General features: G+C 61.0%; 15 protein-coding genes. 7 read left to right on the top strand and 8 right to left on the bottom strand.

Annotation, left to right across the window (positions count from 1 at the left end; translation table 11 throughout):
- Window positions 1-16 precede the first annotated feature (16 nt).
- Together ABD837_RS08630 and ABD837_RS08635 are read right to left on the bottom strand one after the other, a co-directional pair.
- Window positions 17-430 carry a DUF6000 family protein gene (locus ABD837_RS08630; RefSeq protein ID WP_345052950.1) on the bottom strand — a complete coding sequence of 138 codons (414 nt, stop codon included), beginning with the start codon at window positions 428-430 and terminating at the stop codon, window positions 17-19.
- Window positions 431-512: 82 nt separating this feature from the next.
- Entirely contained in the window at window positions 513-1,214 is a 702-nt protein-coding gene (locus ABD837_RS08635) for a hypothetical protein (protein WP_345052953.1), read from the bottom strand.
- A gap of 606 nt (window positions 1,215-1,820) precedes the next feature.
- On the opposite strand from ABD837_RS08635, the gene ABD837_RS08640 reads away from it, so the two are divergent.
- The 3 genes from ABD837_RS08640 to ppk1 all read left to right on the top strand — a co-directional run bounded on the left by ABD837_RS08640 (window position 1,821) and on the right by ppk1 (window position 5,379).
- Window positions 1,821-2,720 (top strand): hypothetical protein, encoded by a 900-nt coding sequence (locus ABD837_RS08640; RefSeq protein ID WP_345052955.1) that lies wholly within the window; start codon window positions 1,821-1,823, stop codon window positions 2,718-2,720.
- The gene (locus ABD837_RS08645) at window positions 2,717-3,133 is read left to right on the top strand and encodes an Ig-like domain-containing domain (RefSeq protein ID WP_345052958.1); all 417 of its coding nucleotides are present in this window, start codon (window positions 2,717-2,719) and stop codon (window positions 3,131-3,133) included. The genes ABD837_RS08640 and ABD837_RS08645 overlap by 4 nt, the downstream gene beginning before the upstream one ends.
- Window positions 3,134-3,315: 182 nt before the next feature.
- On the top strand, window positions 3,316-5,379 hold the full coding sequence (ppk1, locus tag ABD837_RS08650; RefSeq protein WP_345052960.1) for a polyphosphate kinase 1: 2,064 nt from the start codon (window positions 3,316-3,318) through the stop codon (window positions 5,377-5,379).
- A gap of 86 nt (window positions 5,380-5,465) precedes the next feature.
- On the opposite strand, the gene ABD837_RS08655 is transcribed toward ppk1, so the two are convergent.
- Window positions 5,466-5,909: a CHRD domain-containing protein gene (locus ABD837_RS08655; protein WP_345052963.1), complete on the bottom strand. Its 444-nt coding sequence runs from the start codon at window positions 5,907-5,909 to the stop codon at window positions 5,466-5,468.
- A 344-nt stretch (window positions 5,910-6,253) separates the two neighbouring features.
- Between ABD837_RS08655 and ABD837_RS08660 the strand changes: the two genes are divergently transcribed.
- The gene (locus ABD837_RS08660) at window positions 6,254-9,103 is read left to right on the top strand and encodes a TonB-dependent receptor (protein WP_345052965.1); all 2,850 of its coding nucleotides are present in this window, start codon (window positions 6,254-6,256) and stop codon (window positions 9,101-9,103) included.
- Window positions 9,104-9,222: 119 nt separating this feature from the next.
- Here the strand turns inward: ABD837_RS08660 and ABD837_RS08665 are convergent, their stop codons facing one another.
- From ABD837_RS08665 to ABD837_RS08675, 3 genes are all read right to left on the bottom strand, one after another.
- Window positions 9,223-10,353 (bottom strand): DUF6268 family outer membrane beta-barrel protein, encoded by a 1,131-nt coding sequence (locus ABD837_RS08665; protein ID WP_345052967.1) that lies wholly within the window; start codon window positions 10,351-10,353, stop codon window positions 9,223-9,225.
- A 115-nt stretch (window positions 10,354-10,468) separates the two neighbouring features.
- Entirely contained in the window at window positions 10,469-11,800 is a 1,332-nt protein-coding gene (gene hflX / locus ABD837_RS08670) for a GTPase HflX (protein ID WP_345052970.1), read from the bottom strand.
- 142 nt (window positions 11,801-11,942) lie between these two features.
- A complete protein-coding gene (locus ABD837_RS08675) occupies window positions 11,943-12,239 on the bottom strand; it encodes a c-type cytochrome (protein WP_345052972.1) in 297 nt (98 codons plus the stop codon).
- A gap of 159 nt (window positions 12,240-12,398) precedes the next feature.
- Between ABD837_RS08675 and ABD837_RS08680 the strand changes: the two genes are divergently transcribed.
- Window positions 12,399-13,514, top strand: coding sequence for a glycosyltransferase family 4 protein (locus ABD837_RS08680; protein WP_345052974.1), 1,116 nt, complete (start codon window positions 12,399-12,401; stop codon window positions 13,512-13,514).
- 187 nt (window positions 13,515-13,701) lie between these two features.
- On the top strand, window positions 13,702-14,247 hold the full coding sequence (gene rfbC, locus ABD837_RS08685) for a dTDP-4-dehydrorhamnose 3,5-epimerase (RefSeq protein WP_345052977.1): 546 nt from the start codon (window positions 13,702-13,704) through the stop codon (window positions 14,245-14,247).
- 56 nt (window positions 14,248-14,303) lie between these two features.
- Here rfbC and ABD837_RS08690 read toward each other — a convergent pair whose 3' ends face one another.
- A complete protein-coding gene (locus ABD837_RS08690; RefSeq protein WP_345052979.1) occupies window positions 14,304-15,608 on the bottom strand; it encodes a UDP-N-acetylmuramoyl-tripeptide--D-alanyl-D-alanine ligase in 1,305 nt (434 codons plus the stop codon).
- Window positions 15,609-15,710: 102 nt separating this feature from the next.
- On the opposite strand from ABD837_RS08690, the gene ABD837_RS08695 reads away from it, so the two are divergent.
- Window positions 15,711-18,008: an FG-GAP-like repeat-containing protein gene (locus tag ABD837_RS08695; RefSeq protein ID WP_345052982.1), complete on the top strand. Its 2,298-nt coding sequence runs from the start codon at window positions 15,711-15,713 to the stop codon at window positions 18,006-18,008.
- A 219-nt stretch (window positions 18,009-18,227) separates the two neighbouring features.
- Here ABD837_RS08695 and ABD837_RS08700 read toward each other — a convergent pair whose 3' ends face one another.
- Window positions 18,228-18,641, bottom strand: coding sequence for a hypothetical protein (locus ABD837_RS08700; protein WP_345052984.1), 414 nt, complete (start codon window positions 18,639-18,641; stop codon window positions 18,228-18,230).
- Between the last annotated feature and the right edge of the window lie 222 nt (window positions 18,642-18,863).

The following is an 18,863-nucleotide window of genomic DNA, read 5'->3' on the forward strand; positions in this document are numbered from 1 at the left end:
CTTTATTTGCGCGGACTCAAAGCCATGCACTACACTTTGACCAAACTGGCTGCGTAACATCAGTTAAATAAGCCGCACTTTCTTCCGTAGCGAAACATGCTAGTGCAAAGCAGTGCCCCTGACCAGCATACCAAGTTTCACTTGCTATCAGCAGTTCGCCGATGGTTGTGCCAAACTGCTGCCATCCTTTTAAACCACTGAACCAACTACCCGTTATTTTCATTTTCCACCCCAATGATTTATGCGGGTCCTCCTGCAAATTCAATGGAGCGAATAGCTGTTGAACAATCCTTTCGTCGATTGTCACTAATGCTTGCAAAACGCTTCGATTGAATTCCTCTCTTGCATCACCTTGCAACAACCTGACATAGTTAGTGTGCAGTATTCCTGAATAAAAGGGCCCAACCCATTCTGATAAAATTTTATCCATAGCTCAGCTGCTAAATAGTAAGCCCCGCAAACAAAAAGCCGCCCGCTCCCAACCGGAAGCGGGCGGCAAAACTAAGCGAATCTTAAGCCTCTGGTGCTACAGGCTGTTTCCCCGCCTTCCCCGCGCTGCTCCCGCCGCCCGAGCTGATAATCTTGCGCATCTGCTGGTAGCCGTCGTACAGCGGCCTGTCTAGCAGCTTGAAGGCTTTCATGTCCTCGTCGAGGGTGCGCACCTCGTCCATCAGGTCGTCCAGCAGGTCTTCCAGGGCCGCACCCGAGAGCACCTTCTCATCGATGCTTTTGCGGGTGGCCGGCTGGGCCGAGCGGAAATCGTCCAGCGCCTGCGCCAGCGGGGCCAGCGCCTTGGGCGTGAGGCCCTGCTTGGCCAGCTCCGCCGCCACGTCGGCGCGGGCCGCGCGTTGAAACACCGCGCCCACCACCCCGATGAAGGCCAGCGGCCGCAGCTTCCGCAGCTGCCGGCCGCCCAGCGTCACGGCCGCTTGCAGGTCCGTATCGCCCAGGCGGGTGGCCACGCGGCTCAGCGGACCGAGCAGGGCCGGCAGCAGGTCGAGCAGCTGCTTCTGGGCGATTTTGGCGGCCTCGGTCAGCTTTTTGGTGCGGGTGGCAGTGCCGCCCCGCGCCCCGGCTACCTGCTCGTAGAGGGTCGTCACGTCGGCGGCCTGCTCGGCGGCCATGGGGCTGGCCGCTACGGCGGCCTCGTTTTCGGCGAGGAAGGGCACTACGCGCCCGCACATCACCAACTGGTCTTCTTTGAACTGATTCATCTAAATAGGGTAGATAAGTAGAGAATGGAGACGCTCCATCCGGCGTCGTAAGCCCTTGGGCTTCCGGCAGCTAATGTAGACCATTTTCCAGGTTAGCGCAGCTATATAGCTTCGCAGGCCAATACGCCATTCCTCCCGCTGAAACGCTATTACGCAACCTGAAACAACACTGCGCCAGCCGAAACCGCATTCGAGCAAGCCAAAACCGTATTGCGCAACCTGAAACCGCATTCGAGCAACCCAAAACACCCTTCGAGCAAGGCAAAACCCGATTCCACCCTCTCAAAACGGCATTCGAGCAAGCCAAAACCGCATTGCTACCCACCAAAACGCCATTGCGATGCCCCAAAACGGCATTCGACCTCACTAAAACCGCATTGCTATTAGCCAAAACGGCATTGCGATTCCCTAAAACAGCATTGCGCTGCCGCAAAACCGCATTCGTCGGCCTTTAAACCCGATTCCGCCGGCCCAAACACCTATTAGCCCCCGCTTCCCCAGCCCCGGTCACCGCCCTTGCTGCCGTAGGAACCGGGCCAATCCTTCATCGACGGCGCGCTACCTACTTTTAACCAACCTTTTCCCTTTCCATCCCTACTGCCTGCCATGTCCTGCAAAAAAAGCGCCTGCCTGCTTCTGCTGTGCTTATTTAACCTTGCCACCGCCCGGGCGCAAAGCACCAAACCCCGGGTCTACTTCTCCGACATCGACAACTTCTGGGTGGCCTACGACAGCATCCGCACCACCCCCGACAGCCTGAAGCAGCTGCAGTACCTCAACCGCCTCTACATCGGCAAGGGCACGTCCGGCCTCCGCGCCTTCATGGCCGTGAAAGGCTACACGGCAGGGGAGTGGGTGAGCAGCATCCGGCGGCACCCCCGGTTCTGGCAGTCCATCCGGCCCAGCACCCAGCTCGCCAAAACCGGCGCGCGCGGCCTCGAACCCTACCTCCGCAAGTTCAAAAAGCTGTACCCTGCCCTGCGCCCGGCCGCCATCTACTTCACCATCGGGGCCCTGCGCTCGGGTGGCACCACCCAGGACAGCCTCGTGCTCATCGGAGCCGAAATAGCCACCGGCGGCCCCGAAACCGATATTTCGGAGTTCACGCCCGCCGAAAAATCTTTTCTGGCCCGCGCCTACAGCCGGAACTCCGCCGAGCACAGCGTGCTCCTCAACGTACACGAGTACGTGCACACCCAAGAAAAGGGCCCCGGCGAAACCCTCCTGGCCCAGGCCCTCTACGAAGGCGTGGCCGACTTCGTGGCCGAGCTCGTTACCGGCCAGCGCCCGTCCTTCCCCTACATGGCCTACGGCCCCCGGCATGAGCCCGCGCTCAAAGCCAAATTCAAGGTCGAAATGTTCTACCCCGACTACGCCGTCTGGCTCTACGACCAGCAGTCGCCCGACCCCTGGCACGTACCCGACCTGGGCTACTACATGGGCACACCATCTGCAAAACTTACTACCGCCAAGCCAAAAACAAGGCCCAGGCCATCAAGGAAATGATTGAGGTGGATTTCACCAACGAAGCCGCCGTCGAAGCCTTCCTCGCCAAAACCCGCTACTACCCCGAGCCGCTCGACAAAGCCCAGCTCCTGCGCACCTACGAAGCCAACCAGCCCCACGTCACCAGCATTGTGCCTTCTCCCAATGCTCTCGTCGACCCCGCCACCACCGAGCTGCGCATCACCTTTTCCACCCCCATGGACACGCCCATCTACACCAACTACGGCCCCGGCGGCCAGGACGAGTTTCCTCTCGTCGGCCGCGTCGGCTGGGCCGCCGACAAGCTGTCCTACACCTACAAAGTCAGCCTGAAACCCAACCATCACTACAGCTTCACCGTGCGTGGTGGTGGCTTCCGCTCCCTCGACGGCCACCCGCTGAAAGACGTCGAAGTAAATTTCACCACGAAGTAGGGGCGGGGCTTGCCCCCGCCCGGTCGTTCGCACCGTTTTAACGATTCCGTTCAACGACGGGCGGGGGCAAGCCCCGCCCCTACATCGTTCGACTGCGAAAGCCCTCACCAAAAAATAACCTCCGCAATCAGCCCGCGTTTCCCATTCAGCGTAAAACGCCGAAACTCAACCCTGCCCCCAATTTGAAAACCCTTTCCCGAGACCTGAGCTGGCTCCGCTTCAACGCCCGCGTGCTGCAGGAAGCCCAAAGCCCCGCCGTGCCGCTGCTCGAGCGGCTCAAGTTCCTGGCCATCTTCAGCAGCAACCTCGACGAGTTTTTCAAGGTGCGCGTGGCCACCCTGCGCCGCCTCGCCAAGCTGAAAAAGAAAACCCGCGCCAAGCTCAGCGAAAGCCCCAAGCACGTGCTCAAGGAAGTACTAGCCGAAGTGGGCCGCCAGCAGCAGGAATTCGGCGCCACTTTCCGCGAGCAGCTCCTGCCCGCCCTCAACGAGCGCCACATCCACCTGCTCAGCGAGTCCGAGCTCACCGACCAGCAGCGCGAGTGGACCGCCAAATACTTCCGCGACCACGTGCGCGACCTGCTCTCGCCCGTCGTGCTCGACGATACCCTGCACCACCTCTTCCTCAAGGACCAGACCGTTTACCTCACCTTCTTCCTCAGCCAGCCCGTGGCCAAGAGCAAGAAGGCCGAAGCCGAGCGCGTGCTCATCATGGAGCTGCCCACCAAGCGCCACGGCGGCCGCTTCGTGCGCCTGCCCGACCACGGCGACGAACGCTACGTCCTCTTCCTCGACGACGTCATCCGCGTGGGCGCGGCCGAGCTTTTCCCCACCTACCAGCACATCGCCGTGAGTGCCGTGAAGCTCTCCCGCGATGCCGAATTGGACATCGAAGAAGAAGTGTCAGGCGACCTGATGGAGAAAATCCGCAGCAGCCTCGCCAAGCGCGCCACCGGCTTCCCCGCCCGCCTGCTCTACGACCCCACCATGCCAGCCGAGTCCCTGCGCGCCCTCAAACAGAAAACCGGCATCACCGACGAGGCCTTAGTTGAAGGCAGTCGCTACCACAACTTCCGCGACTTCTTCGGCTTCCCCGACTTCGGCGAGGCCGATTTCCACTACCCGCCCCGGCCCGCCCTGCCGCACCCCAGCCTGCCGCGCACCGGCAGCCTGCTCGCTGCCATTGGCCAGCGCGACCACCTGCTGCACCCGCCCTACCAGTCGTTCGACTACGTCACGCGCCTCCTGCGCGAAGCCGCCACCGACCCGCGCGTGTCCGCCATCAGCATCACCCTCTACCGCGTGGCCAACAAAAGCGAAGTGGTGAAAGCCCTGCTCAAAGCCGCCAAAAACGGCAAGCAGGTCACCGCCGTGGTCGAGCTCAAAGCCCGCTTCGATGAGGAGTCCAACCTCTTCTGGGCCGATAAGCTGAAGCGCGCCGGCGCCAACGTCGTCCTCACCCCGCCCGAGCTCAAAGTCCACAGCAAGCTCCTGCTCATCACCCGCCGCGAGCCCGACGAAACCACCCGCCGCTACGCCTACTTCAGCACCGGCAACTTCAACGAAAGCACCGCCGACCTTTACACCGACCACGGCCTCTTCACCGCCGATGAGCGCCTGACCCGCGAAGCCACCCTGGTATTCGACTACCTGCGCGACCAGTCCACTGCGCCCGAGCTGCACCAGCTGCTCGTCGCCCCCTTCGGCCTGCGCCCCGGCCTCAACGCCCTCATCGACTACGAAATCAAGCAGGCCAAAAAAGGCCACGACGCCTACATCATCCTCAAAGTAAACGCCGTCGAAGACGAGGCCATGATTGCCAAACTCTACGAAGCCAGCCACGCTGGCGTGCGCGTCGAGCTCATCGTGCGCGGCATCGGCCGCCTCGTGCCCGGCCAGGCCGGCCTCAGCGAGAACATCCAGCAGCGCGGCCTCGTCGACCGTTTCCTCGAACACAGCCGCGTCTACGTCTTCGCCCACGGCGGCGCGGAAAAAGTTTACGTCTCCTCCGCCGACTGGATGACCCGCAACCTCGACCGCCGCGTCGAAGTCGCCTTCCCCATCCTCGACGAAACCCTGCGCGCCGAAGTCCGCCAGCTCCTCGACTTCCAGCGCCACGACAATGTGAAAGCCCGCGATTTCGAAAACGCCTTCATCCCCGCCGCGGAAGGGGAGAAGCGCTTGCAGGCGCAGGAAGCAACCTACGCGTGGCTAAAAGGCCTGAAGCGCCGCCTAGCCAAGAAGTAGGCTGGTCAAGGAAGTTTAAGCACAAAAAAAAGGCCCGCTACAGTTGTAGCGGGCCTTTTTTGGTGGCCAGTACGGGCCAACAAGAACTATTGCTTCTTAATGTCGCCGCGAACCTCACCGTCCGGGTAGGCCGACGAGTGGATGTTCACATACATGTTATTGGTGAGCAGCTTGTCGGCTTGTTCAGCCGTGAGCGTTACGGTGCCCATGATGGGCGAGGCCAACGACGAAAATGGAATGGCTACGGCCCCCTTTGTGCCCGGCGCGCCAACGTGAATGTGGGCCAGGGTCGGTGTTAGGCCCTGAAAGGCAACCGAATAGTTAAGCTGTTTCGTGCTGGCAGTGTATACCCCCACAAAAGTGCCGGTAGCAGTCGAGCTGTTGGCGGGCACCTGCTGAGTGCCAGTAATGGTCGCGGAAAGGTTAGTGCTTTCAGCCGAGGTAGTAGTGCTGGGGTCGTCTTTTTTGCTGCAGGCAGCCGTGGAAAGGGCAAGGGCAGATGCTAGAAGAATGATGTAGGACTTTTTCATGATTTGGAAAAAAACTAAAATGGAAACCTTGTTTAATTTATTGTGCCTTTAACTTAAACAAAAGGAAAAGGTTTGCCGTTTGAGCTCAGAATGCAGCAATTATTTTCCAAAAGCTGGACAATAAAATACCCACTAATCCCAATTTGGGACAAAAACACGCTGTATTGTGGAACTTAAAACACCGTTTGTCTGAACAGTAACTATCCGATAAGATGTTGTTTTTTAGGTAGCAATTAGATTATTCAAGCTTCCTGAAAATCCTTGTTTAGCAAATTGCCTAGTCCAAACCTGAATTCTCTTAATTTTTTTTGCCTCTTATATTTTCTCCCCTCTCTTCCATTTACATGAATACTTTTACTACGCGCTGCTCTGTGTTGGGCCTTTTTTTGAGTTCAGCGCTGCTGCCCACAACTGCCCGGTCCCAGGCGCTTACTACTACCACCGATAATGCACTACCAGCTGCTGCATCCAGTCTGACCGGGGTGGTAACCTCTGTTCAGGGCGAGGTACAGCCAAACACGGTGATATCCATTATCTCGCTTTCTACCAGCCTGCGGCGCTCAGTGACTGCTAACCAGTCTGGCGCATTTGACCTGGCCGGTCTGGCCCCGGGCGGGCCGTACGTTGTGCAAGTGCAGCAGCCCGGGTTCCGGGTGCAGAACATCACCAACGTGTTTCTGAAGGCTGGCGAGGCCACAGTTCTTACCCTGAAGCTGAACCCTGAAACGGTGGCCGTAGGTACCCGCCGCGACGACCGTACCGCCCTGCAATCGGCAGTGCCGGTTGACGTGGTGGAAATGAGCGAGCTGGTGAAAACAGTGCCTCAAACCGACCTGACGCAGCTGCTGCAATACACCGTGCCGGCCTTCAACTCGACGCGTCAGACGGGCGCCGGTGGCTCCGACCACGTGGACCCCGCCAGCCTGCGTGGCTTGGGTACCGACCAAATGCTGGTGCTCGTGAACGGCAAGCGTCGGCACACCACCGCTCTGGTAAACCTGCTAAGCAACCGCGGCGTGGGCAGTGTTGGTACCGACCTGAACACCTTGTCGAGCCTGGGAGTGGAGCGGGTGGAAGTGCTGCGCGATGGGGCCGCGGCCCAGTACGGTTCCGACGCCATTGCCGGCGTAATGAACATCAACCTGAAAAGTGACAACCACGGCGGCAGCGTACTCCTCAGCTCGGGTCTGACGTCGGAAGGTGACGGCCTGGCCACCCTGCTAGGGGTGAATAAAGGCTTTCGGCTGGGCGCGAAGGGTTTCCTGAACCTGACCGCCGATGCCGACTACCGCGACCATACCACCCGGGCCTACTCGCGCGACCCCCAGGTGAGCCCCGTGTTTGTGGCCCACAACCCCGCCGCCGAGCAAGCTGCCCTGACTGCCGCTGGCCGAACCTATAGCGACTTCGAGCAGAACAACGGCGATGCCCGGGTGCGCAACGTACGCGGCTTGTTCAATGGCCGCGTGGAAGCGTCCGACGCGCTGGCGTTATACGCTTTTGGCAGCTACAACTTCCGCCGGGGGCAAGCCAATACGCCGTGGGTGCTGCCCTCCACGCAGCCCAACGAGGTGGTGAAAGAACTGTTCCCGTACGGCTACCAGCCGCAGGTAAACACCCGCATCCACGACGGCGCCGGAACGGTGGGCGTGGTGCTGGGCCGCAGCGGCCCCAACCATTGGACGCTGGACCTAAGCAATACCACTGGCTACAACCGGATGAACTACGACCTGGCCAACACGGTGAACGCCTCGCTGGGGGCAGAGTCGCCCACGGTATTTGATAACGCCGGTGGTTTCCAGTTCCTGCAAAACGTGACCAATGCCACCGCCAACCGCTTTTTCGATAAGGTGCTGGCCGGCACCAACGTGGCCTTCGGCGGCGAGTTCCGGGCCGACCGCTACGAAATTATGCGCGGCGACGAGCGCGCCGAAGCCGAGTACGACAACAACTCGCTGGCCCAGCAGGGCGCGCAGGGCTTCAGCGGTTTTGGGGAGGCCTCGGCCGTAGTGGGCAGCCGCACCAACGTGGGCGCCTTTCTCGACGTGGAAGCGGACGTAACCAAGCGCTGGAGCGTGAGCGGCGCGCTACGCTACGAGAACTACTCCACGTTCGGCTCGGCATTTATTTATAAGGCCACCACGCGGGTGAGGGTGACGGATTTCCTGGCCGTGCGAGGGGCTTTTAACACCGGTTTCCGGGCCCCGTCGCTGCAGCAGGTGCTGTATCGCCAGATTACGCAGCGACCGGGCGTGAATGGGGTAGTGTACGCCGGCATTTTCAACAACCAGGACGAGCTAACGCAAAAGGCCCAGGTGCCCACCCTGACGCCTGAAAGGTCGCGCAGCTTCAGCGCGGGCCTAGTGCTTACGCCCACGCCAGCTTTCTCGCTTACGGCCGATGCGTATATGATTGACATCGACAACCGAATCACGCTGTCGGGCCTGTTGCGCCCAGGGTTCGGTATCAGTCCCCAGTTCACGCAGGTGCTGGCCAACAACCGCGTAAGCCAGGCGCAGTTCTTCACCAATGACCTGGACACTCGCACGCAGGGCATCGACGTGGTGGCCAACTACCGCCACGCCCTCGGCAAGGGCCAACTGCTGGTAACGGCGGCGGGCAACTTCAACCGCACCCGTACCCTTGCCCAGAACGTGCCGGCCAACTTCAGCAGCCTGCAAACCGACGACAACCCCACCACCAACTACATCGACCCGCGCCAGCTTTCGCTTATCGAAACCGGCAACCCGGCCAGCAAAATCCTGCTTGGCGTGAACTACAACATCGGTAAGTTCGGCGTGGGACTGCGCAACACGTACTTCGGCGAAGTGAGCTACTACGACGTGGCCCCCGACCCGGCCGTGTACGACTTCGGCGGCTACCTGCTGGTGTTTAAGCCCCGCGCCGTCACCGACTTGCTCGTGAGCTACCAGCCTGCCAAAGCCCTGACGCTGACCGTGGGCGCGCAAAACCTGTTCAACGTGAAGCCCAACACCATCGACGAAGCAGCTTCTAATGGCGTGGCCCCCGGCGGTTTTGCCAGCCGTAGCGAGTTCGAGAAGTTCTTCCAAAACCGCTACGGCTTTCCATCGCCCTTCCCCACCAACCGCGACGTGTACGCTTACGCCCCCGTGCAAATGGGTTTCAATGGTGCTTTTATGTACCTGAAGGCGGTGTATAACTTCGGCCTCTAACCGCGAGTAGGGGCGGAGCAACCCGCCCCTACAACGCAAAAAGCCCCGCAGAGGCGGCTCAGTTCGATAACACGAACGGGCCGCTTCTCCGGGGCTTTTTGCGTTGATGCCCGGTGCGCCTACCGCCGCACCCCCGCTTTCTCCAGCAGCTTGCGTGGCGGGGTGATGAACAGCTCCAGGCTCGCATACGGTGCCCCGTTGAACTGTGAGTCGATGATTTTTTCGCGGTCGTTATTCGTGCGGTCGAAGGCATCGAAGGCGTAGTTGTAGCGGTAGCCGGCCTCGGCGCCCATCCACAGGAAGCTCAGCAGCTCGCGCTCCCAGCGGAGGCGAAATTTGACTTCGGTTTCGCGCAGCTCCAGAGTGCTGAGAGTGGCTTTGCTGAGGTCGGGCGAACCGTCCGCATTCTTGCGGGTGAGCGGCGCGCGGCTCAGGTTCACAATATAGTTGTAGCCGTCGACGGTGTAGCCGGCATAGAACAGCGAGTTCTGGCTGGCGTTGTAGCGCAGCGTTACGCGGGCTGGAGCCAGCGCTTCTATGCCCCAGCGCGCGTTAAATGTGCGGTTGTACACTACCGCCGGGTAAATGCTGAGCCGCCCAAACGTATAGCCATACTGAAAGCCGACACCCCACGAAAAATTCGGGCTGCGCTTCCAGCCATAAATTGCCTCGGCCGAAAAGCGGCTGTAGTCCGACTTCGTGAGTTGGCTCGACGTGTAGTCGCCGCTGAGCTCACCCTTCACGCGGGCCAGGTACCAGTGCACCGCATCCACGGGCCGGATGATGGCAATTTGGGCGGCCGTGCTTTTCAGACCTTTGTTTTCGATGTTATCGAACAGCTCGTAATTGGTGGGCAGCTTGGCAAACTGAAACTCCTCGCGTTCATAGCTCAGCCCCACTATTACCTTCAGGTGCGGGTGGTTCCAGGCCGGAATGTACCCCTTGATAGACAGGCGCGCATTTTTGGTGGCATCGGTGTTGAAGTCGCTCAGGCCCTGTACCTGCGCCGTCGACGACACGCCGAACTTGGGCATGCGCTCGTAGCGCACAATCAAGCCCTTGCTTGGCCCCATGCCCAGCACCGAGGGATTCGCAAACTGCTGCTTGTCGCTCAGGTTCGAGCCGTTGGTGGCCGTGTCGCGGGCCGTAGGCGCAGCCGCCGGATACACCTGAGCCCACGCGGGAGCACTCAGGCCCGCTACGCTTAGCGTTGTGATTACCAGCCGGAAAAGAATAGCCTGATGCCGCATACCTGAATATTAAGACTTTGTTTGGGCTCCATACGCGAAAAATCCCTCGGAAGCTGTTTCCGAGGGATTTTTCGCGAGGAAATACTGAAGTGATAACACTCCGGTAATGCTCAGCTTACTCGCTGGCCCAGCTGTTGGTTTGGTAGGGGTAGCGCTGCTGGTTGAGGGCGACTACGCGTTTGCCAATTAATTCGCGCAGCTCCTCCAGGTTGGTACGGTCCTGGGCCGACACGAACACCACCGGGTCGTGCAGCTTGGCCATGTAGGTGGCCTGCAGCTGCGCCAGCGGCGGGCGCGGCGCGGTGCCGTCGTCTTCGGCATCCAACACTTCGCCAAATGGGTCCATTTCGGCGTCGTCCTGCTTGTACTGGTCAATTTTGTTGAACACCAGCAGCGTGGGCTTGTCGGCCGCGCCAATGTCGACCAGCGTATCGTTCACCACCTGAATCTGCTCTTCGAAGTTGGGGTGCGAAATGTCCACCACGTGCAGCAGCAAGTCGGCTTCCCTGATTTCGTCGAGCGTGCTCTTGAAGCTCTCGATGAGCTTGGTGGGCAGCTTCCGAATAAACCCAACCGTGTCGGAGAGCAGAAACGGCGTGTTTTCGAGCACCACTTTACGCGTGGTCGCGTCTACGGTAGCAAACAGCTTGTTCTCGGCGAACACGTCGGCCTTGCCCAGCACGTTCATCAGGGTGCTTTTGCCCACGTTGGTGTAGCCCACCAGCGCCACCCGAATGGTGCCGCCCCGGGCCTTGCGCTGGGTGTGGCTCTGCTTGTCGAGGTCTTCGAGCTTCTCTTTGAGAAAGGCAATGCGGTCGCGCACAATGCGTCGGTCGGTTTCGATTTCCGTTTCACCCGGGCCCTTCATGCCCACACCACCGCGCTGCTTGTCCAGGTGAGTCCAGAGGCCGGTGAGGCGGGGAAGGAGGTACTGGTACTGGGCCAGTTCGACCTGCGTGCGCGAGGTAGCCGACTTGGCCCGCAACGCGAAAATGTCCAGAATCAGCAGCGAGCGGTCGACGATTTTCACCAGCAGCTCGGCTTCCAGGTTGCGCAGCTGCGACGGCGACAGGTCGTCGTCGAATACAACCATGCTGGTGCCTTCGTGCTGCACATAGGCCTTGATTTCGGCCAGCTTGCCCTCGCCCACATAAGTGCGGATATCGGGTTTTTCGAGGCGCTGCACGAAGCGCTTGGTAGCAGTGGCGCCGGCGGTTTCAATCAGAAACGCCAGCTCGTCGAGGTACTCAGTGGTTTGGGCTTCGGACTGCCGACGCGGGGGCACCGAGATGAGCACGGCAGTTTCCTGCTCTTTGGCGGTTTCATAGGTGCCGTTGTCGGTGGCTTTCAGTAGAATGCGGCCGGCCCGGCCTTTCACGCCATCAACGGCGCCGACGTGGCGGGTGCTGTTGCCGGGCTTGCGGCCACCGGATTGGGTATTTGCCATGGGAATATTGTTGTCAGTTGTTCGTTGTCAGTTATCAGATACTTGGCGCGGCGCAGGTAAGTTCTCTTGCCTGAACGACCCGCGCATTTTTTCAGCCATTATTTGCCGCAGTTTCTAGCAACCGACAACAAACAACTGACAACTATTTCAAAGTAAGTGAATAGGCCACCACCTGCTGCACCTGCGCCGGGGTGAGTTTTTTGCCAAACGCCGGCATCTTGCCCATGCCGTTGGTAACAAGATACGTGCGCCCGAACTCGTTGAGGTTGCTCTTGGTGAGGTCGTGTGCGCCGTTGAGGCCACGCTTGCCGTTGGCCCCGTGGCAGCGCACGCAGTTTTTCTGAAAAATAGCCTGGCCCGGTAGCTCCGGCGGCGTGGCCGGAGCCAACAGCGGCAGCAAAAATAGGAACAGTAAAACAGCAGGAAGTCGAAGAGTCATAGCCAGCACAACACACAAAGAGCCCACAAAGTACCGGCGTAATTGCTGAAATGGCGAGTTGATGAAATAGGGAGTGTCGGAATAAACAGATGCTGCTAAAATCCGTAAGGCCGACCTTTGCCCCGGAACTCACCGCTTCACCCTTTACCGCCTCCCGTTTTGCGCGTTGCCATTGTCATCAACACCAGCTGGAACATCTGGAATTTCCGTGCCAGCCTTGTGCGGGCCTTGCAGGCTGCCGGCCACGAAGTACTGGCCATTGCCCCGCCCGACGACTATTCTGCACGCCTCGAAACGGAGTTGGGCTGCCGCTTTGTACCCATTATAATGGAAAACAAGGGCACCAATCCCATCAAGGATGCTGCCCTCACGCGCCGCTTTTATCATATTTACAAGCGCGAAATGCCCGATGTAGTGCTCCACTACACCATCAAGCCCAACATCTACGGCAGCATTGCGGCCCGCCTCGCGGGCATTCCCAGCATCAACAACGTGAGCGGGCTGGGCACGGTGTTCATCATCAAAAATTTCGTGAGCAAGGTGGCGCTGGGCCTCTACCGCTTCGCTTTCCGCTTCCCGGCCAAAGTGTTTTTCCAGAACGGCGACGACCGGCAGCTCTTTCTCGACAACGGCCTGGTGAAACGTAAAATCACCGACCTGCTGCCCGGCTCCGGCGTCGATACCCAGCGGTTTCGGCCGGCCGCCGAGTTTGCGCGCCAAACCCCGTTTGTCTTCCTGATGGTGGCGCGGGTGCTCTACGAAAAAGGCGTGGTCGAATACTTCGAAGCCGCCAAACTCATCCGCCAGGCTGTGCCCGGCACCCGCATCCAGCTGCTGGGCGGACTCGACGAGGCCGGCGGCGTGGGCGTGCCCCGCGCCACTTTCGAAGAGTGGCTGAAAAGTGGCGACATTGAATACCTGGGCCGCTCCGACGATGTGGCCGCCCACCTGCATCGCGCCGACTGCGTGGTGCTGCCCAGCTACCGCGAAGGCACCCCCAAAACCCTGCTCGAAGCGGCCGCCGTGGGCAAGCCTCTGGTGACCACCGACGTGCCCGGCTGCCGCGAAACCGTGGTCGACGGCCGCAACGGCTTCCTCTGCCAGGTGCGCAGCGGCGAAGACCTGGCCGCCAAAATGCTGCAAGTGCTGCGCCTCTCCGATGCCGACCTGCGCGGCATGGGCCAGAACAGCCGCTACCTGGCCGAAACCAAATTCGATGAACAGTTGGTGCTGAATAAGTATCTGGCCGCCGTAGCAGCGGTGCAGCGGAAGTAGGGGCATCTCCGTCATCCTGAGCGCAGCGAAGGACCTTATCACCGCCGAACGATTAGCAGTAATTCGTTCAGGCTTGGTAAGGTCCTTCGCTTCGCTCAGGATGACAGACGGTGACTTCCTAATTTTTCCGTCCAATTCCTGCCTAGCCTCGCCAAACCATCCTACCCAACCTTCTACCTTTGCCCCAATGGAAGTAAAGAAATTCCCCATCGCCGGCCTGATTGAGTTTGTTCCCCGCGTATTTGCCGACGACCGGGGGGTATTCTTCGAAACTTTCAGCGCCCGCCTCATGGCCCAGGCCGGAGCCGAAATTGAATGGGTACAGGACAACCAGTCGAACTCGAAAAAGGGAGTATTGCGCGGTCTGCATTTCCAATGCCCACCCCACGCCCAGGCCAAACTGGTGCGCGTAGGCCAGGGCCGCGCCCTCGACGTAGCCGTGGATTTGCGGCCAGCTTCGCCTACCTACGGCCAGCACCAACTGGTGGAGCTCACGGCTGCCAGCGCCAACATGCTCTACATCCCGGCCGGCTTTGCCCACGGCTTCATGGCCCTCGAAGACAACACCGTGTTCCTCTACAAATGCTCGGACTACTACGCCCCCGCCACCGAAGGCGGCCTGCGCTGGGACGATGCCGACCTGAACATCAACTGGGGCACCGAGGTGCAGCCCCTGGTATCGGGCAAGGACAATGAGCTGCCGAATTTCCGCGGTTTCGTGAGCCCGTTTTAAAATCAATGGGTGAATGAGCGAATGGGTGAATACCACAAAAGTCATTCGCCCATTGGCTACAGCAACTCAACCAGCGTTTCCAAGGCCATGCCGCGGCTGCCCTTCACCAATACCTGCCGGCCGCGCACGGGGTTGGCGCGGAGCCACTCCGCGGTGTCGGCTTTAGAGGTAAAGTGCTGGGACGCCGGAGCCAGAGCAGCTGCGCCAGCCATTTCAGGGCCGATGAGTAATACCTGCAGCAGCGGCAGCGACGCGAGCAGCTGGCCCAGGGCGCGGTGTTCGGCGGCGCTTTCAGGGCCTAGCTCGAACATGTCGCCCAGCAGCACCAGCTTGGTTTGGCCGGCGGCGGTGGGGCGGCCCGCAAAGCTGCGCAGCGCGGCGGCCATGCTGCTGGGGTTGGCATTGTAGGCATCGAGCACCAGCTCGTTGCCAGCAGCGGTGCGCACCAGCTGCGAGCGGTTGTTCTGGGGGTTGTAGCCAGCCAGGGCAGCGGCAATATTAGCCGTAGAAATACCGAAAAACTGGCCCACAGCCGCAGCGGCGGCCAGGTTGGGGAAGTTATAGTCACCCGTAAGCTGGGCCACCACTTCGGTGTTGTCGCCGAGACGCAGGGCCACGGCCGGGTCGGCCGAGAGCAGCGTGGCCGGGTAGGTATCCATCAGGCGCGGGTAGCTGACGGTTGTGGGCACTTGCGCGGCCAGCGACGGCAGGCGCGCATCCAGGGTGTTCACGAAGGCCGTGCCGCCGGTGCGGGTGAGGTAATCGAACAGCTCGCCCTTGCCCAATGCCACGCCCTCGGCCCCGCCAAAACCTTCGAGGTGCGCCTTGCCGATGTTGGTGATGAGGCCGTGGGTGGGTTCGGCCCACTCGCAGTAGGCCGCGATTTCGCGCCGGTGGTTGGCCCCCATCTCAATCACGGCAAAGTCGTGTTCGCCCTGGCGCAGGCGCAGCAGCGTAAGCGGCACGCCAATGTGGTTGTTGAGGTTGCCAATAGTCGCCAGCACCCGAAACTGCGTGGCCAGCACCGCCATGAGTAACTCTTTGGTGGTGGTTTTGCCATTCGAGCCCGTAACAGCCAGCACCGGAATGTGGAACTGCCGGCGGTGCTCGCGGGCCAGCGCCTGCAGGGCCGCCAGTGGGTCGGGCGCGTAGGTGTAGGCAATGGGGTTGGAGGCGGCCAGCACCGCGTCATCCACCACGGCGTGGCGGGCTCCGGCGCCCAGTGCCTGCGGCGCGAAATCGGCTCCGCGAAAGCTCGGGCCGTTCAGGGCGAAGAACAGGGTGCCGGGCTGGGGCTGGCGCGAATCGGTGCTGACCTGGCCACCGGCGGCCAGGTATTGGGTGTATAGCGGCGTGGGCATGAACTGGAACGGCAAACCGGGTGTAATTTGCTGCAAAGGTGGGCGTGATTTTTGTTCCGCGCACCGTTCTGCTGCTGCCATTCCTTTCCAGGTTCCTTGTCGATGATTCGTTCGCTATTCTTCCTGCTGGTGCTGCTGGCGTTTACGGGCCAGGCCCGGGCCCAGTCGGGCGCCGCCTTCGGCTTTGAATACCGCCCCGCTGGAGCGGTAGTGCAGGGCACCGATACGCTACGCAACGCCTGGATGGGCGGCCTGAATACACCCCAGTTCAGCACCATCGACCTGAACAACGATGGCCAGCAGGACCTGTTCGCCTTCGACCACGAAAGCAGCCGCTGCTACACTTTCCTGAGCGTGGCCGCGTCTAACGCTACTAATGGTCGCCGCTGGCAATATGCTCCGCAGTACGAAAACCTGTTCCCAAGCGACCTGCGCAACTGGGTGCTGCTGCGCGACTACGACTGCGACGGCCGAGCCGACCTGTTCACCTTCACCAGTGGCGGCGACATCCGGGTGTTTCGCAACGTGCTGAGTGGCAATCGGCCCAGCTTCCAGCTCACCACCAACCAGATTCGCTTCACCGGCAGCTTTACGGGCTCGGCCAACCTGACTATTGGCGGCTACAACCTGCCCGCCATTCAGGATGTGAACGGCGACGGCAAGCTTGACATCATGACGTACGACTTCATCAGCGCCAGCTTCATCGAGCAGTACATCAACAACAGCCCGGGAACCTGCGGCAGCGCCCTTGCCTTCACCCTCACCACCGATAACTGGGGGGGCATTCAATCTTGCGGCAACTGCGCCAGCTACACGTTCAACGGGCAAACCTGCTTCACGGCGTCGCGGCCGCTGCACACCGGCGGCCATGGCCTGCTGCTGGTCGACCTCGACGGCGACGGCGACCAGGACCTGCTCGACGGCCGCGACAACTGCCCCGAGCTGGTGCGCCTGCTCAACCAGGGCACCACTACGGCCCCGGTAATTACGCAGGCGGGTATTAGCGCCAGCTTTCCGTCGGCGGCCGCACCGGTGCGGGTACCGGTGTTTCCGGTGGGCTACTCCTTCGACGCCAATTTCGATGGCCGCCCCGACCTGGTAGTAGCGCCCAACATGGTGAACAACTCGGCCGACCAAGTGAGCCTGAGCCACCAGATTCAGCTTTTCACCAACTCGGCCGCCAGCGGCGCGCCCACTTACAGCCTCAGCGCCGGCGGCTTCCTGCAAAACGACATGATTGACGTGAGCGAAGGAGCCGCGCCCACCTTCGGCGACATCGACGGCGACGGCCTGGCCGACATGCTGGTGGGCAATTTTGCCGACCGCGTGGGCACTGCTTACCGTGCCACGCTGGCCTACTACCGCAACGTAGGAACCCGCGCCCGGCCCGTCTTCAAACTGCTGAGCAGCGACTACCTGAGCTTGTCGAGCCAAAACTTGCTGGGGCTGAAGCCGGTGCTGGTTGATTTAAACCGCGACGGCGCGCTCGACCTCGCCTACGGGGCCCAGGACCGGGGCACCAACCTGCTGCACTACATTCTGAACACCGCTCCGGCGGGCCAGCCAGTGGCGTTCAACGCCGCCAACATGGGCTATTTTAAGCCGCAGGGCGCTACGGGCACGGGCATTTTGCCCTACGCCAGCGGCGACATGCCCTGCTTCACCGATGTGGACAACGACGGCTACGTCGACTTGCTCATTGGCACCAACGAAACCCGCGAGCCTGGCAAAAGCCTGCGCTACTTCCGCAACCGCGCGCGCGGTCCACTCGACAGCGCTTTTGTGTTGGTGAACAACGACTTCGGGCGGATTCGCGATGCCAGCGGGGCCGCACCGCTCAACCTGAGCCCTAGCGTGGCCGACTTCGACGGCGACGGCCGCCCCGACCTGCTTACCGTGGATGCCAGCGGCCTGCTGCGCTTTTTTCTCGACTACCGCGCCCAGGGCAGCCAGTTCTCGGAGCGAACCGACGTGCTCTATAACCCGGCTACCGGCCAGTACGAGGAAACCCGCCTCGGCCTCGATTTCTACTCGCATTGTGCCCTGGCCGCGGCCGACGTAAATGGCGACGGCGCCCCCGAGTTGTTTGTGGGCACCCAGGCCGGTGGGGTTATCAGCTACGGCACGCGCAACCGCACCGTCACGGCCACCAAAGCCGAGGCTGCCCGCGCCTTGGCGCTGAACATCTACCCCAACCCCGCCAGCGCCCGCGCCACCGTCGAAACTGCCGCGCCCACCCGCATTAGCGTGCTCGACCTGGCCGGCCGTGTAGTGCGGGCGGGCGGCACCCTGCAGCGCCGGCACGAACTGGACCTGGGCGGGTTGGCCGCCGGCGTATACCTGGTGCGTGCCGCAGGAGCCGATGGAGCGGCCGCTGTGGCGCGTTTGGCGGTGGAGTAGGGGCATCTGTTATGGTGAGTGAAGCATTCTGCCCATTAAGCCTTACTCTGTGTCAATGAATCCATCCAGAAAACAGAGGCGATGTTATAACTATCTTATTCAAGGCTTGTCTTGCTTGGCCGGCCGGGGACATCCCATTTAAGCGTGTAATTCGTCGAAGCGGGTGGAACCCCATTCAACGGCGGAGTGAATGGCGCAATTCTATCCCACCACTGCTGGTTAGTTCCGTGACCTGCCCAGCCGGGCGGCCATGCGCAGCTCCCAGCACGCCAGGAGCACAACCACCGTCAGTTCCAGCCCGAAGTACGCCCCGCCCCAGGCCGTTAGGTTCGGGGCGCGGCCGAGCAGCAGGGCCACAGTCAGGCCGCCGTACAGCAGGTTCGCCCAGGCGATGCCCTTTAGCCAAGGCGGCCACGTGGCGGGCGGGCGCCAGTAACACCGCAAGGAGTACGCGGCTAATCCGCTGGCCAGCACCGCGAGCAGGTGCAGCACCCGCGCCGGCACTCCCACGGCGGGTTCCAGGGCCGGCAGCACCAGGCCCAAGCCGACGGCCGAGAGCACGGCCCCCAGGCCGTCGACGAGGAAGAGCCGATGGGGGGCAATGGTATTCCAGGCGCGGGGAAAGAACCACATAAGAGGCGTTTATTGGCGAGTGCAACCGGAACGTTCGCAAAAACGGTGATTTAAACAGGCAGTGCGGTCGCCCATTTAATTTTCGGACCAAACTTTCAACCTATGCCACCATTGAAGCCTCGGAGCTTTCTGTTTCAAAAAGGCATCGTAAAAAAGCTTGTCACATCTCAGGGCTTGCTGAATTAAGAGGAAGGCTTGCTTCGTCGTGCCTCCTCGCAATGA

Source organism: Hymenobacter glaciei, assembly GCF_039539585.1.
Lineage (GTDB): Bacteria > Bacteroidota > Bacteroidia > Cytophagales > Hymenobacteraceae > Hymenobacter > Hymenobacter glaciei.